Source organism: Enterococcus sp. S183_ASV_20 (assembly GCF_018919685.1).
Lineage (GTDB): Bacteria > Bacillota > Bacilli > Lactobacillales > Enterococcaceae > Enterococcus > Enterococcus faecalis.
In genome coordinates this window covers 59,852-74,601 of the sequence record NZ_JAHLRI010000001.1, presented here as the reverse complement: position 1 = coordinate 74,601, position 14,750 = coordinate 59,852, and the positions used below count along the sequence as shown (strand labels likewise).

16 protein-coding genes are annotated in these 14,750 nt (G+C 36.8%); 11 read left to right on the top strand and 5 right to left on the bottom strand.

Annotated elements, in window-relative coordinates; genetic code table 11:
* Positions 1 to 70 precede the first annotated feature (70 nt).
* From KQI94_RS00355 to KQI94_RS00330, 6 genes are all read left to right on the top strand, one after another.
* Positions 71 to 439 carry a GntR family transcriptional regulator gene (locus tag KQI94_RS00355; RefSeq protein ID WP_002357453.1) on the top strand — a complete coding sequence of 123 codons (369 nt, stop codon included), beginning with the start codon at positions 71 to 73 and terminating at the stop codon, positions 437 to 439.
* The gene (locus tag KQI94_RS00350; protein WP_002366745.1) at positions 436 to 1,290 is read left to right on the top strand and encodes an ABC transporter ATP-binding protein; all 855 of its coding nucleotides are present in this window, start codon (positions 436 to 438) and stop codon (positions 1,288 to 1,290) included. Before KQI94_RS00355 ends, KQI94_RS00350 begins: the two co-directional genes overlap by 4 nt.
* A 1-nt stretch (position 1,291) precedes the next feature.
* Complete coding sequence (locus KQI94_RS00345) at positions 1,292 to 2,023, top strand: hypothetical protein (protein ID WP_002369334.1); 732 nt, start codon at positions 1,292 to 1,294, stop codon at positions 2,021 to 2,023.
* 192 nt (positions 2,024 to 2,215) lie between these two features.
* Positions 2,216 to 2,896 (top strand): ABC transporter ATP-binding protein, encoded by a 681-nt coding sequence (locus KQI94_RS00340; RefSeq protein WP_002357457.1) that lies wholly within the window; start codon positions 2,216 to 2,218, stop codon positions 2,894 to 2,896.
* On the top strand, positions 2,897 to 4,180 hold the full coding sequence (locus KQI94_RS00335) for an ABC transporter permease (RefSeq protein WP_002357458.1): 1,284 nt from the start codon (positions 2,897 to 2,899) through the stop codon (positions 4,178 to 4,180).
* A gap of 90 nt (positions 4,181 to 4,270) precedes the next feature.
* The gene (locus KQI94_RS00330; protein ID WP_002386844.1) at positions 4,271 to 5,239 is read left to right on the top strand and encodes an NADP-dependent oxidoreductase; all 969 of its coding nucleotides are present in this window, start codon (positions 4,271 to 4,273) and stop codon (positions 5,237 to 5,239) included.
* A gap of 79 nt (positions 5,240 to 5,318) precedes the next feature.
* Here KQI94_RS00330 and KQI94_RS00325 read toward each other — a convergent pair whose 3' ends face one another.
* The 4 genes from KQI94_RS00325 to KQI94_RS00310 form a co-directional block, all read right to left on the bottom strand.
* Entirely contained in the window at positions 5,319 to 5,921 is a 603-nt protein-coding gene (locus tag KQI94_RS00325) for an alpha/beta hydrolase (protein WP_002361880.1), read from the bottom strand.
* 12 nt (positions 5,922 to 5,933) lie between these two features.
* Complete coding sequence (locus tag KQI94_RS00320) at positions 5,934 to 6,896, bottom strand: ring-cleaving dioxygenase (protein ID WP_002381868.1); 963 nt, start codon at positions 6,894 to 6,896, stop codon at positions 5,934 to 5,936.
* 10 nt (positions 6,897 to 6,906) lie between these two features.
* Positions 6,907 to 7,335, bottom strand: coding sequence for a MarR family transcriptional regulator (locus tag KQI94_RS00315; protein ID WP_002366740.1), 429 nt, complete (start codon positions 7,333 to 7,335; stop codon positions 6,907 to 6,909).
* A gap of 128 nt (positions 7,336 to 7,463) precedes the next feature.
* Positions 7,464 to 8,258 (bottom strand): SDR family oxidoreductase, encoded by a 795-nt coding sequence (locus tag KQI94_RS00310; protein WP_002364009.1) that lies wholly within the window; start codon positions 8,256 to 8,258, stop codon positions 7,464 to 7,466.
* A gap of 250 nt (positions 8,259 to 8,508) precedes the next feature.
* Between KQI94_RS00310 and KQI94_RS00305 the strand changes: the two genes are divergently transcribed.
* Complete coding sequence (locus tag KQI94_RS00305; RefSeq protein WP_002369341.1) at positions 8,509 to 9,207, top strand: hypothetical protein; 699 nt, start codon at positions 8,509 to 8,511, stop codon at positions 9,205 to 9,207.
* A gap of 104 nt (positions 9,208 to 9,311) precedes the next feature.
* On the top strand, positions 9,312 to 10,034 hold the full coding sequence (locus tag KQI94_RS00300) for a TraX family protein (protein ID WP_002357468.1): 723 nt from the start codon (positions 9,312 to 9,314) through the stop codon (positions 10,032 to 10,034).
* A gap of 59 nt (positions 10,035 to 10,093) precedes the next feature.
* Here KQI94_RS00300 and KQI94_RS00295 read toward each other — a convergent pair whose 3' ends face one another.
* A complete protein-coding gene (locus KQI94_RS00295) occupies positions 10,094 to 11,128 on the bottom strand; it encodes a YdcF family protein (protein ID WP_002382358.1) in 1,035 nt (344 codons plus the stop codon).
* A 282-nt stretch (positions 11,129 to 11,410) separates the two neighbouring features.
* Here KQI94_RS00295 and ptb point away from each other — a divergent pair, with 282 nt between their 5' ends.
* From ptb to lpdA, 3 genes are read left to right on the top strand one after another with little or no spacing between them, the layout of a single operon-like run.
* Positions 11,411 to 12,232 (top strand): branched-chain phosphotransacylase, encoded by an 822-nt coding sequence (gene ptb / locus KQI94_RS00290; protein ID WP_002360223.1) that lies wholly within the window; start codon positions 11,411 to 11,413, stop codon positions 12,230 to 12,232.
* An 18-nt stretch (positions 12,233 to 12,250) separates the two neighbouring features.
* On the top strand, positions 12,251 to 13,333 hold the full coding sequence (gene buk, locus KQI94_RS00285; RefSeq protein WP_216454301.1) for a butyrate kinase: 1,083 nt from the start codon (positions 12,251 to 12,253) through the stop codon (positions 13,331 to 13,333).
* A 5-nt stretch (positions 13,334 to 13,338) separates the two neighbouring features.
* Positions 13,339 to 14,748: a dihydrolipoyl dehydrogenase gene (gene lpdA, locus KQI94_RS00280; RefSeq protein ID WP_010706660.1), complete on the top strand. Its 1,410-nt coding sequence runs from the start codon at positions 13,339 to 13,341 to the stop codon at positions 14,746 to 14,748.
* Positions 14,749 to 14,750 lie beyond the last annotated feature (2 nt).

The following is a 14,750-nucleotide window of genomic DNA, read 5'->3' as shown; positions in this document are numbered from 1 at the left end:
ATTGACAAAAGAATTTCTAGGATATATAGTTAGTTACATAAGTAGTTAACCGTTTAAGCGAGGTGTAAAAATGGAATTTAATTTTTCGGGGGAAAAGCCTTTATTTCAGCAAGTAGCCGATCAGATTGCCGAAGGAATTTTTAATGGCGCTTACTTAGAAGGCGAACAAATTCCCTCAACCACAGAAATATCAAAAAGTTATCAAATCAATCCAGCCACCGTTTTAAAAGGAATGAATTTATTAGTAGAACGACAGTTGATTGAAAAGAAACGGGGGATTGGCATGTTTGTTTTACCAGGCGCTCAAGAGAGAGTAAGAAGTGCACGGAAAGAAGAATTTTTAAATAAAGAAGTCTTAGAAGTTGTCGCAGAAGCTAAAAAATTAGGGATTACAGCTGAACAATTAAAACAACTAATTGAAAGAGGGTATGACGCATGAGTTTGCGGGTGGAATCAGTAAGTAAAAAATATCATCAAAAACAAGCACTAGATAATATTTCAATTACTTTTGAAAAAGAAACGATTTATGGGCTCTTAGGCAGAAACGGGGCTGGTAAAAGTACGTTATTAAATATCATAAATAATCGAAGTTTTGCCACTTCAGGTTCCGTTAAATTGGCGGGAGAAACAGTGACCGATAATGAGGCTGCTTTGACTCATATTTACTTAATGAGTGAAGATAATTTGTTTCCTCCTCAGTTAAAAATTAAAGATATTTTTAAAACGACTGAAGGTTTTTATGGATCCTTTGACTGGTCTTTAGCCGAACAAATGTTAAGCGATTTTGATTTAGATGGTAAAAAGACATTCAAAAAATTATCAACTGGTTATCGGAGTATTGCTAAACTAATAGTGGCGCTATCCGTCCCCTGTGAGTATATTTTTTTAGATGAGCCAGTCTTAGGTTTAGACGCCAATCATCGGGAATTATTTTATACTTATTTAATTGAGACATACCAAGAACGTCCCCGTACGTTTGTGATTTCTACCCATTTGATTGAAGAAATTGCGAATTTATTAGAAGATATTATCATCATTGATCAAGGAAAATTGATTCGCGCAGAATCTATTGAAACAATTTTGAAAAACGGTCGCATTGTTTCTGGGCCGAAAGAACAAGTAGAGCGCTATACTCAGTCATTGGAAATCTTAGGCATGGACACTTTAGGTGGAGCAGTTACGGCTTACGTGTACGGCGACTTGCCGACTGAAAAAGCAGAGGTTCAAATTGCGCCGCTAAATTTACAAACATATTTTGTACAATTAACCAATAGAAAGAAGGAAAAGTAAAATGAAATTTAAAACAGCTTTGCGGTATCGTGTTATTTATCAAGTCCGTTCCTTAGCAATTTATTTTGGCTTTTATGCTTTGTTCGGCATTCTTTTTCCTCTTATTGGGTTGCTCTTTTCTAACGACGTGAACACTGTCAGCTCTGATGCAGTAATTCCTTGTCTGGTTTTTATGGGGATACTATCATTTTTGGGGATGAACACAGATTTTAAACTGTTTATTCAAAACGGGCTTTCCCGCTGGACAATTTTTTTGGTGAATTTTGTAAGTAATGCTATTTTATCTTTGGTTGGATCCTTGGCTGTACTTGTACTGATTAAAGTATTTAGCGGCAATTTCATTTCTCATTTTCAATTATCAATGAAATTAATTGATGTCTATGCACAAGGAAACTTTTTCATGTCGTGGTTGCTCTTTTTTATCTTACTAATGCTTAGTGGCTCACTTGGCTTGTTAGCAGGTGTCTTTAATGATCGGATAGATGGCGTAAAAAAACTCATTGTTTTATTGCTGTTATTAATGATTCCTATTTTACTGGGCACGATTGCACAATTAGGGGGGGCACCAATGCGCCTGAGAATGCTCCACATCTTGCAAACAATGGTTGGTTATCAATCCACTGGTTTTACTGTCCTACCACTTCTTCTGACAATCAGTTGCTTTGTTGGTATTAATCTTGGCTTGGCCTATTTATTGAATAAACATCGTGAAATTAAACGCGTAAATGCATAACTAATTAATAAGAACATGTTCAATGAGGTGAATTTGGAACATGTTCTTATTGTTTTAATTGAGAGATACATCGGAAGTACCATGACAAAGGAAAGGGCTTCCGTCAAAATAGAAAGAGAAGAAAGGAGTATGAAAAGAGTAAAAAACTTTGTAAATAAGTAAACGACAAAGAATGAAAAATGGAGGGGTAACATGGCGGTAATTGAAGCAAAAAATATCAAAAAAAGTTATGGAAAGAACGAAACAAAATTTGACGCGTTAAAAGGTGTTGATTTAAAAGTTGAAAAAGGTGAATCTGTGGCCATAATTGGTAAAAGTGGCTCTGGGAAATCAACATTTATGCACATTTTGGCATTGTTAGATCAACCAACTTCAGGAGATATTTATTTAAATGGTAAAAATGTTACTAGTATTAGAAAGAAAGTGCTGAATAAAACGAGAAATGAAGAATTTGGTTTTGTTTTTCAACAATTCTTTATGAATGCCAAGGATACAGTTTTAAATAATGTTCTTTTACCATTAAAAATTGGTGGGATTTCCGGTAGCAAGAGGAAAAAGATGGCTTTAGATGCGTTAAAAGCAGTCGGTTTGGAAGATAAAGTTCAAAATAAAGCGAATAATTTATCTGGTGGCCAAAAACAACGGGTATGTATAGCGCGTGCTTTAGTTAATAATCCGCAAATTATTTTTGCAGATGAACCTACAGGGAATTTAGATTCTGCCACTGGGAAGAAAATTGAAGAATTGTTATTTGATTTAAATAAAAATAAAGGAATTACCTTAATTATTGTGACACATGATCCAGACTTAGCAGCACGTTGTGATCGGCAAGTTCATGTTCGAGACGGCTTGATTGTAGGAGGAGATGAGTAAATGAAATTTAGAGATATTTTAAAATCAGCTAGTACCAATTTAATGCGTAATAAAGGTCGAACCGTATTGACCATTATTGCAATCTTTATTGGAGCATTTACCATAGCTTTAACTACAGGAGTCAATATTGGTGTAAATGATTATATTGACAAACAAGTCGGCAGTGTCGGTGGTGCAAATCAGTTATTTATTCAGCCAAAAATGGAGATGAATGTTGGTAACGGAACAGAACCAAGTAAATATAATCCAGAGAAAAAAACCAGTACGATTCAACAACAAAGTATGCTTGCTGAAAAAGATATTGAGAAGATTAAAAAAATCTCGGATGTTACATCAGTGGAACCAATGAAATCCGTTGCTATCGATTATATAAAAGGAGCAGATAAGCATAAATATGTATTTTCAGCAACTTCTGCGCTAGATGAGATGACCATTGATTTAGCGGCTGGCCGTAAAGTTTCGCAAACGAGCCAGGACTTCGAAATTAATTTGTCACCAGAATATGTAAAAGCGCTCGGCTATACATCTAGTAAAGCTGCCGTGGGGGAAACAGTTCAATTAGGTATCTCAAGTTCCTTGAAAGGACAAGAGCAAGTTATTGAAGCAAAAATTGTTGGCGTTAGAAATGCCAGTGTCATTCAAAATGGGCTCTCGCTGATGAATAAAGCATTGATTGATAAAGTTGTCTCAATCAATCAAGCAGATCTTCCAGAACATTTAAAAAATCAATACGCGATGATTATTGCTGAAGTTAAAAAAGACAGCACGCCAGAGCAGATTAAGGACATCAAAAAAGATTTAGACAAAGCTGGCTATTTAGCGACTACTGTCGAAGATGAAATTGGCATGATTCGTAATATAATCAATGCAATCACTGGTGTCTTAACCATGTTTGGTGCAATTGCCTTGTTAGCTGCAAGCTTTGGCATTATTAACACGCTGTATATGTCTGTCCAAGAAAGAACGCGAGAAATTGGTTTAATGAAAGCCATGGGTCTTAGCAATGGGAAAGTCTTTACAATTTTTAGTGTTGAGGCGGCTTTAATTGGCTTTTTTGGCTCAATATTAGGCATTTTAGGAGCTGTTGGGGTTGGAAATTTAGTTAATCGTTTGGCAACGGATTCTTTTTTAAAGGCTTTAACAGGATTTAAATTAATTCAATTTTCATTGCCATCTTCACTAACGATTATCTTAGTTATTATGTTTATTGCTTTTTTAGCAGGAACTTTACCAGCTCGAAGAGCAGCAAAATTAGATCCAATTGAATCTTTACGTTATGAATAATAGACTAAAAACAGCTACTTTCTCTCAATTTAACTAAAGCATATTCTTATATAAAAAGAAGGCAATAGGCGTATACTAAAAGTGTGAAAAATGAAACAAATGAGAGGAAGTTGGTTTATGAAAGCTGTTGTGATTAATCAGTACGGAAGTAAAGAGGTACTTGAAGAAGCAGAAGTAACACTGCCAGAATTATCGGAACATCAAGTGTTGGTAAAAGAATACGCGACATCAATTAATCCGATTGATTGGAAATTGCGTGAAGGATATTTAAAACAGATGTTTGATTGGTCCTTTCCGATTATTCTTGGTTGGGATGTCGCTGGTGTGATTACAGAGGTGGGGAGTCAAGTAACGGATTGGCAAGTTGGCGATAAAGTTTTTTCTCGTCCTGAAACTACTCGTTTTGGTACCTATGCAGAAGTAACGATTGTGGATGATCATTTATTAGCAAAAATCCCTGAAACAATTAGCTTTGAAGAAGCGGCTGCCGTTCCGTTGGCTGGTTTAACCGCTTGGCAAGCATTGTTTGATCATGGTCACCTTAAAGAAGGAGAAATTGTTTTAATTCATGCGGGTGCAGGTGGGGTCGGTACTTATGCGATTCAACTAGCAAAAGAAGCGGGCGCACATGTCATCACGACCGCTAGCGCAAAAAATCATACCTTACTGAAAAAAATTGGTGCAGATGAAGTGATTGATTATCATACAACGAATTTTGCAGAGGTATTAACTGATGTTGATTTAGTCTTTGATACAATGGGTGGTGAGGTTCAAAAAAATAGTTTTGCCGTCTTAAAACCAAACACCGGTCGTCTTGTTTCAATTGTGGGAATTGAAGATAAACAATTGGCAGCCGAAAAAAATATTTCTGCTGAAAGTATTTGGCTTCAACCAAATGGAGAACAATTACAAAAAATTGCTGATTTGATGGCAGCTGGAAAAGTTAAATCAATTATTGGTGAAGTTTTCCCTTTTTCTAGACAAGGGATTTATGATGCACATGCACTCAGTGAAACGCACCATGCAGTTGGTAAAATAGTTGTTCAAATGGCAGAATAAAAAGAAGCTCAGACAGTGAATTATCTTAAAATAGAAAAAGTGGGTCCTAAGTCGAAATGACTTAGGACCCACTTTTTTGTTAAGAGGACAGATGTGCCAACCAAGTTTGTGTTTCCTTAATTTCTTGATAAGTTAATTGATGACTTTGTGTCCAAACCTCTTGTACGGTTGCTCCATGATTCTGAAATAGTTGAATCACACGCATACTCTCAGGAAGTGGGACAATCGGGTCATGCTCTCCTAGAGATAATAAAACAGAAGTGTCGGTCAAGTCTGGTTGATTGGTCAATTCAACAGGAAACATGGGATGATAGAGGACAGCTTGATGGTAGCTGTCGGGATGAGTAAGCAATAATTGAATAGCGATATTGGCCCCATTTGAATAGCCAATAAAAATAATTTTATCCAATGAAAATTGATGCTCGTTAGCGGCTTGTTGAATAAACTTATGAAGCGCCTCGCCGCGTTTTTCTAGATCTTCTAAGTCATAATGACCTTCCGCTAGGCGCTTAAAATAACGATTCATTCCATTTTCTGAAACATCACCACGAATACTTAGCACAGTAGCTTGTTTATTTAGTTCTTGGGCAATTGGTAGGAGAGATGTTTCATCACCACCTGTACCGTGAAGTAGCACAAAGACAGGTGCTTCAGGATGTCCTTTTTTAAAAATTGAATGCATGTTTTTTCCTCCTTAGGCTCGTTTTGTATTGAAAGGCTTGATCACACTCTCAATATATTCACGACGGTTTTCTAAAAATGGCGCAAGAGATAACTTTTCTCCTAATGTTTCGTAAGGTTCATCCCCCATAAATCCTGGTTCATCGGTGGCTAATTCGACTAAAATATGCCCAATGCGAACATACAATGATTCAAAATAATAACGATCGACATAGCCAGAGTTTTGTAAGCCTAAATGATCAAAGAGCGCTTGCCAAGTCCCAAGTGATTTACGATCCGCTAGGCGGAATGCAACGTGATGTACTTCACCATATCCTTGTTGCGCTTGTGAGCTAGTATCATCGTCTACCAAAACGACTTGGGCACCATTGCCACCTTGTCCAACTTCTAGTAAATAGCGATTGCCTTCTTGTGCCACTACGTGAAAGCCTAGAATTTCTTCAAAGACTTCTTTGAATTCATGAAAATAGGAAATAGCTATTTCGACAGGTCCTAAGCCATAAATCGCAAATTCTGTTGGAACAGGTCCTTTTTTCCAAGGGGTGCCCGCTGCAACGCCCTGATTTAATTCATCAGAGATTAATTGATACGCTTGATCATCAAAATCCCAAAAGCGAAGGACTTTTTTCCCGAATTCTTCAGAAATGCCTGTGTGTTTGACAGCAAATTCATTGAAGCGATTTTCATAATAAGTCAAAGCTGCATCTGAAGGAACCCGGAACCCTGTTCTTGAAATTGTATTGGTTCCTTTTAATCCTTTAGGGTTATTGGGAAAATCGAAAAAGGTCATGGTTGTACCTGGTGTACCCAAATCATCAGCAAAATAGGTATGGTAAGTATAGATATCATCTTGATTCACTGTTTTTTTGACTAAACGCATCCCTAAAACATCTGTAAAGAAGTGATAGTTTTTTTCTGCATCACTTGTCATAGCTGTAACGTGGTGGATTCCTAATAATTGATCTTCTTTTTTCATCATTATTTCCTCATTTCGTTTCATTTGTTATTTTTCGTAAAGTTTTTTGAAGAAGTGTTAATTCTTCGGAAGAGAGTTGTTCAAATGCTTCTGCAATTCGCTTTGCATGCGTCGGGAAAATTTCTTCAATTAATGTTTTTCCAGCTTCTGTTAATTCAACGTAAGTAATGCGTCGGTCTTTTTCACTGGGGGTGCGCGTTACATAGCCTTTTTTATGTAATTGGTCAATAACATAAGTGGTGCTACTGCTAGCGATTAAAATTTTCTCCTTAATTTTTTGGATGGTCTGAGGACCTTTATGGAGTAACAGCTCTAATACTGAAAATTCTGTAATGTTTAAGTCATAACAAGTGACATCTTGCTTGGCAAGTTGCTCTAGTCGATGGCTGGTTCTTAATAAACCGATATAGGCTTTTAAAGCTTCTTGCTGTTGGTTCATTGTTTCACCTCTTTTTATTTCGAATTCGAGATAAATATAACTTACTTTTGGTAAGTAATCAATTAATATGCTTAAAAAGACAGCCAGCAAAAAATGTGAATTTTTGCTGGCTGTCTTTTTTGTTTATTTTAGAAGATTGTTGGAACTAAGCCGCCATCGATTCTTAAGGCTTCTCCTGAGAAAGAAGAAGAATCTGGGCTGGCCACAAAGGTAACAAAACGACCAATTTCTTCTGGTCGAATGAGCCGTTGGATTTGTGAACGAGAACGATGATTTTTCATGAAATCTTTTTCCCAATCCTCTTTGGGAATGTCTGAATCAGCGTACATATCTTCCAACATTTTTTCTACACCTTCGGTAAGGGTTGAGCCAGGCATAACCGTGTTAACGGTGACATGTGTGCCAACAGTTAAGTTGGATAAACTTTTAGCTAAGGAAAGATTCATCGTTTTTGTCATGCTATATTGGGGCATTTCGCCAGAAGGCATCACCGCTTCTTCGCTAGCGATGAAAATAATGCGACCAAAATCTTGTGCAAGCATTTTAGGTAGATAAGCTTTTGCTAATGCATTGCCTGACAACACGTTCACAGTAAAAAATTTTTCCCAAGTGGCGTCATCGATGTCCCAGTATTCCATTGGCTCAAAAATCCCCATATTGTTCACTAAAATGTCGACTTTAGGGAATTTTTCAAGCAAAGTAGCTCGTTGACTTTCAATGGAAATATCGGCAGTCCCTGCTTGAGGATGAGTGTCTGGAAACATTGTTTGTATTTCTTTAACAACTTTAGTTACTTCGGCTTCATTGCGCCCATTGATAATGACATCGGTCCCTTCACGAGCCATTTCAATCGCAATTGCTTTGCCAATTCCTTTGGTTGAACCAGTAATTAATGCTAATTTATTCGTTAAGTGTAAATCCATTTAAATCCCTCCAACGTTTGTCTATCTCTAGTGTAGGTCTTTTTCTGGACTTTTAAAAGGAAAAAGTTTTTTCGGCCCTAGGGAAACAAGCCCCAATAATTACTTAACAGCTAGATTTTCACTTTTTGGGCGTAAAACGAGTAATTATTGTCAGTAAAAAAGCATCACTTTTTTGATAGAATAACTAGAGACGAAATTGGCTAAGACCAATTTTGTAAAATTGTACATAAAAAAGAAGAGTGGGAATGCTATGAAGAAACAATATTACTGGAATATACCCGATAACTTACTAAACTCGTTAAAACAGCGGAAAAAGTTATACAACTTTTATAAAAATGAACAAAATAAGGCAAGAGAATTAGTAGAAAATTGTCAGTCGGTTCTTTTTCCTGAATTAGTCGCTTCGCTGAATAAAATAGATGAACGGATTAAATTATTGATATTCTATCAAAATTTAGAAGATTGTGAGCTTTCAGAAGAAGAAATTATTACTGTGATTGAGCGAGAATATTTTGTGACTTTTTATGAAACAATTGAAGAACCGACCACTGAAATTATTAGTAGTCATTCTATGTATTATTTATTGCAACAGCCGACTAAAGAAATGCTTTGGGATTTAGACTTTAGTAACATGTTAAAACAAGGTCAGTTAGTTGATTTAATGGATTACCAAAAATTGACCAAATGTTATCAAAAGCTGCAGAATCAAGCTAAAAATTTGATTGAAAAATTAAATAAAGAAACATTTTACACATTCTATAGTCAACTTTTATTGATTGATTGCCAATGCAAATTATTAATAGAAGAGGCGCTTCTAAAAGAAGAATCATTGATGACGGTCGATGAATGCTTAACAGCCATTAAGCAAGAAATTCGAAAAATTCATTTTGAACAATTTAAATACCAACATTATTTATTTGAAGATTTATCTTTGCGGTACCAAGTTTAACAAAAGTGACAAAAAGAATGGTTGAATCTAACAAGAATGTTCGTTGTTTTCTGTTATATAAAAAGATATGATAGTTTCTGTAGAAAAAATAAAGGAGACGATTCATGAACGCAAATCGCTTAAAGTTATTGATGATGGGGTTAATGGTTCTTGACCATATTAGTTATTTTGTTCCGCCAGAATGGGCACTGATTTTTCATGTAATTACTCGTTGTGTCGGTGTGTTTTTTGGTTACATGGCTGTAGAAGGTTTCAACTATACACGGAATGTTTATCGTTACAATGGTCGTTTGTATATTTGGGCAGCAATCATGTTTGTTGGAAATACGCTTCTAAATCATTTAGTGAATAATCCAGCTGTCGCTGTTCACAACAATATTTTCTTCACCTTAGCCCTTGGTGTCAGTATGTTAATTGTGACAAAAGCGATGCTAGAGATGCCAAAAATCAGTTTAAAAATTGTTTTATTGATTAGTATACTAGCAATTTTAGGAATAGGAGCAATGTTTGCTGAAGGTGGCATTGTGATGTTACCTTTTATGTTGATTACGTATTTAGCCAGAAAGAGACTTGTCTTACGGAACTGTTTATATGGTGCATTAGCGCTCTTTTTCTTAGTTACAAGTTTTCAATGGTTGGGAGATTGGCCAACGACAATTGAAATGTTAGCTTATAATTCTGATTTTATGTTTATCACTGTGTTACCCTTTATATCGCTTTACAATGGTGAGAGAGGGAGCAAAGCACCATTTTTCAAATATTTATTTTACGGATTCTATCCGCTCCATTTATGGCTGATTGCATTGATAGCCAATTACGTTCATTAAACCTTTTTATATTAAAAGAATAAAAACAGCGACTCACAAAAATGTGAGTCGCTGTTTTTTTAGATGGGTAAGATACTGATTCCTAAAAGAAGAGTGACAAGTAGAAAAACAAAAAGCACAATTCGCTTATCATGAACCAGTAAGGCAATGTATTCTCGGATTAGAGCAGTTGGTAAAAAATATAAGGCAGTTGGCGCCCCGACACCTTCAGCTTTTAAGCCGACACGATGGGCATACATAGCTCCTCGTAAGACATGATAGTTATTTGTTGAAAAAATAACAGAGGGTTGTTTAGAATCAGACGGCATCTTTTGCCAATCTGCCTGAATTATTGCTTTAGAAAACAACATATTTTCATAAGTGGTTGTGGATTGGTCCTCCATCAAAATTGCTTCTGCAGGAATATTTTGTGAAAGCAAATATTTTTTCATTGCGAAAGCTTCGGCCACAGGTTCGTCAGGACCTTGACCACCGCTGACTACAAATTTAGCAGTGGGATTTTTTTCATAATATTCAATCCCTTTATCTAACCGACTCTTCAAAAGTGGAGGTACTTCCTCGCTACGAATTCCCGAACCTAAAACAATGATATAATCAACCGCTTTTTTTAAAGGAATCATTTGGTACATCCATGAATACAAGACGTAAGCAGCAAATAGAAAGGTCAGCAAAAGATCCATTAACAATAGAAAAAGTAAGAACAGAAAAAGCACATAAGGTATTTGCGCTGTGCCAACTGATAATAAATATAGAAAGGCTGGTAAAGCAATTAATAAGTTCAGCCCTAAGCCCGCCGACAATTTAGCCGTGACACTTTTGCCTTCTTTCGTTTGCATCGTACGTGAGTTAAAAATAAAGTAAAGGCAAATGCCGATAAACACAGCGGGAATTAATAGATAAGCAATGGCCAAGGTAATTAGGTCGCCATTCTTAAAATGTAAATAAATTTTGTCTAATCCGATAAATAGTAAGGTGACTAATGACAATAAGGTGCCGGAAGCCAGAGTGATACCGCCGAGGATACTGCGGTTATTAATTTTTAATATACCAAATCCTAGTAGGGCGATAAACAAAAAGAATAGTAGTAGTGCCATTTAATTCCTCCTAAAAATAAGTATCTAAAGTATAACATGCTTTAGGATCTGACATAAATAAACAGCTGTGCCGAAGCATAAGTTTTCCTTTCATTCTTAGAAAAGAAGTTTTTTCATGAAAAGTAAATTAGATAACAATTGTTTAGAGAAAGAAAAGCTTGATTTACTAAGCTTTTCCTTCTCTATAAAAAATATTAATGAGGACATAAAAATTAACAATTTGTATGCGTTTACATACTAAGGTAGATTTAAAGTGTAAAGAAGAAAAAATGAGGTGAGAAAATGATCACTGTTTCAATTGCAGGAGGTTCACAACCAGAGATTTTACAGTTAGTTAAAAAAGCACTAAAAGAAGCCGAGCAACCGTTGCAGTTTATTGTATTTGATACAAATGAAAATCTTGATACTGAAAATCTTTGGAAATATGTTCATTGCTCAGATGAGGCCGCGGTAGCACAGGAAGCTGTCAGTTTAGTTGCAACCGGTCAAGCACAAATTTTATTGAAAGGAATTATTCAGACCCACACATTACTGAAAGAAATGTTGAAAAGTGAGCATCAATTAAAAAATAAACCGATTCTTTCCCATGTAGCAATGGTGGAGCTGCCTGCGGGAAAAACCTTCTTGTTAACCGATTGTGCGATGAATATCGCCCCCACTCAAGCGACCCTCATTGAAATTGTTGAAAATGCTAAAGAAGTCGCCCAAAAATTGGGACTGCATCACCCGAAAATTGCTTTGTTAAGCGCAGCGGAAAATTTCAATCCTAAAATGCCTTCGTCTGTTTTAGCAAAAGAAGTCACGGCACATTTTAATGATCAACAAGAGGCTACGGTTTTTGGGCCACTTTCGCTTGATTTAGCGACCTCTGAAGAAGCGGTTGCGCATAAACGTTACAGCGGTCCTATCATGGGGGATGCAGATATTTTAGTGGTCCCAACTATTGATGTTGGAAATTGTTTATACAAATCATTAACCTTGTTTGGGCACGCCAAGGTGGGAGGAACGATTGTTGGCACAAAAGTCCCAGTTGTTTTAACATCTAGAAGCGATTCGACAGAAAGCAAATTCCATTCATTAAGATTTGCCATGAGACAAGTTTAAAAAAAGGAGCAGAAAACAATGGAAACAGTATTGGTTATTAATCCTGGCTCGACCTCCACGAAGTTAGCGCTTTTTGCTAATCATGATTGCTTGGCAGAAGAAACGCTTAGACATAGCGTCCAAGAATTGGCACCTTTTGAAAATGTTGTCAGTCAAACATCATTTCGAAAACAAATGATCGCGGAATTTTTAGAAACACATAACATCATACAATTAGCCGCTGTTGTAGGGCGTGGTGGTTTGCTTAAGCCTATTCCTGGCGGTACGTATCTTGTCGACCAACAAATGCTAGAAGACTTGCGGACAGAACGCTTTAATACCCATGCTTCAAATTTAGGGGCGATTTTAGCTAATGAGTTTGCAGAAAAATATCACGTGCCAGCCTTTATTGTCGATCCTGTTGTTGTAGATGAGCTACAGCCATTAGCCAGGATTTCTGGATTAAAAGGCATTCAGCGGCGTAGCGTTTGTCACGCCTTAAATCAAAAAGCGGTCGCTCGAAAAATCGCTGAGGATTTAGGGAAAACATATGAGCAAAGCAATTTTATCGTTGTTCATTTAGGTGGGGGCATTAGCTTGGGGGCGCATCAAAAAGGCCGCATGGTGGATGTGGTAAATGGGCTTGATGGTGAAGGTCCTTATACGCCAGAACGCAGTGGTGCCTTACCGCTCGTTGAATTTGCGCAATGGATACTTGAACAGGAGTTAACGATTAGCCAAGTGAAAAAGCTAATTGCGGGGAATAGCGGTCTTAAATCATACCTAGGTGAAACAGATTTACGGCATATCCAAGCACAAATAGCTGCAGGTGATCAAACAGCAAATTACTATTTAAAAGGAATGTGTTACCAAATCGCAAAAAGTATTGGCGAGATGGCCGTGGTTCTTGAAGGCACAATTGATGCAATTATTTTAACAGGGGGCGCAGCCTATTCGCAAACCGTTGTTCAAGAAATTAGTCAAAAAGTCACTTGGATTGCACCAATTAAGGTTTACCCAGGTGAAATGGAGATGGCTGCTTTATATGAAGGCGTCAATCGAGTATTAACAGGGGAAGAACAAGCTTTAAATTATAGTGAAGCAAAAATTGAGCAGGAGTGATCAAAATGGCGGAACAAACAGATTTACTGATTTTAGGTGGCGGAACAGGAGGCTATGTAGCAGCAATTCGAGCTGCACAAAAAGGGCTAAACGTCACAATTGTTGAAAAATACAAATTAGGTGGCACTTGTTTGCACAAAGGCTGTATCCCTACAAAAGCTTTATTAAGAAGCGCAGAGGTTTTTGATACCTTAAAACAAGCGGCTTCTTTTGGGATTGAAACAGAGGCAGCGTCCATTGATTTTTCTAAAATACAACAACGGAAAGAAGGAATTATTGAGCAGTTACACAAAGGTGTTGAAGGCTTATGCAAGAAAAATAAAATCAAAATTTTAGCAGGCGAAGGTGCGATTTTAGGTCCCTCCATTTTTTCACCAGTCTCTGGCGCAGTGGCAGTTACGTTTAATGATCCAACACGAGAAGAAGAAATTATCGTTCCTAAAAATGTCATTATTGCGACAGGCTCTAGTTCTAAAACGTTACCTAATTTGCCATTGGATGAAGAATTTATCTTATCTTCTGATGGGATGCTTGAATTAGAAGAGCTACCAGAATCAATTGCAATTATTGGTGGTGGCGTTATTGGTGTCGAGTGGGCTTCTTTATTAAATAGTTTAGGTGTCAACGTAACTATCATTGAATTTTTGGATCGTTTACTTATAAATGAGAGTGCAACAATTTCTAAAGAATTAAAGAAACGTTTAGAGCAACGAGGAATTAACATTTTATTAGGAAGCAAAGTCCAAGAAGCGAAAGTTACTGGACAAAAGGTTCAAGTAGAAGTTGCAGGACAAGAAACCCTCACCGTTGACAAAGTCATGGTAGCAATTGGACGTCAGCCCAATATCAATAAGTTAGGGTTACAGAATACCTCAGTGAAATATACTGACAAAGGCATTGAAGTAAATGAATTTTATCAAACCACAGAAGGACATATTTATGCGATTGGTGATTGTATCGATACACTCCAACTAGCACATGTGGCTATGAAAGAAGGAGAGTTAGCTGTTCAGCATCTTTTAGGCGAGACAGTTGAACCTTTAAATTATACAAACGTACCTCGAGGTGTTTATACAAATCCTGAAATAGCAAGTGTCGGCTATACTAGAGAAACTTTACCAGCAGAAAAAGAAGTAGTAATTGGCACCTTTAATTTTAATGGTAATGGTAAATCACTTGTTTATGGAGAAACAGATGGCTTTATAGAAGTAATTCGTGACAAGAAGACCGATGATTTATTAGGGGTTTCTATGATTGGCCCACATGTCACGGATTTAATTGCCGAAGCAAGTACTGCCATGTATTTAGATGCCGCGCCCATTGAAATTGGTGAAGCAATCCATGCGCATCCAACAATGACAGAAGTATTGCAAGAAGCAGCCTTAGATACTTATGGCTTAGCGATTCACAAATAGAG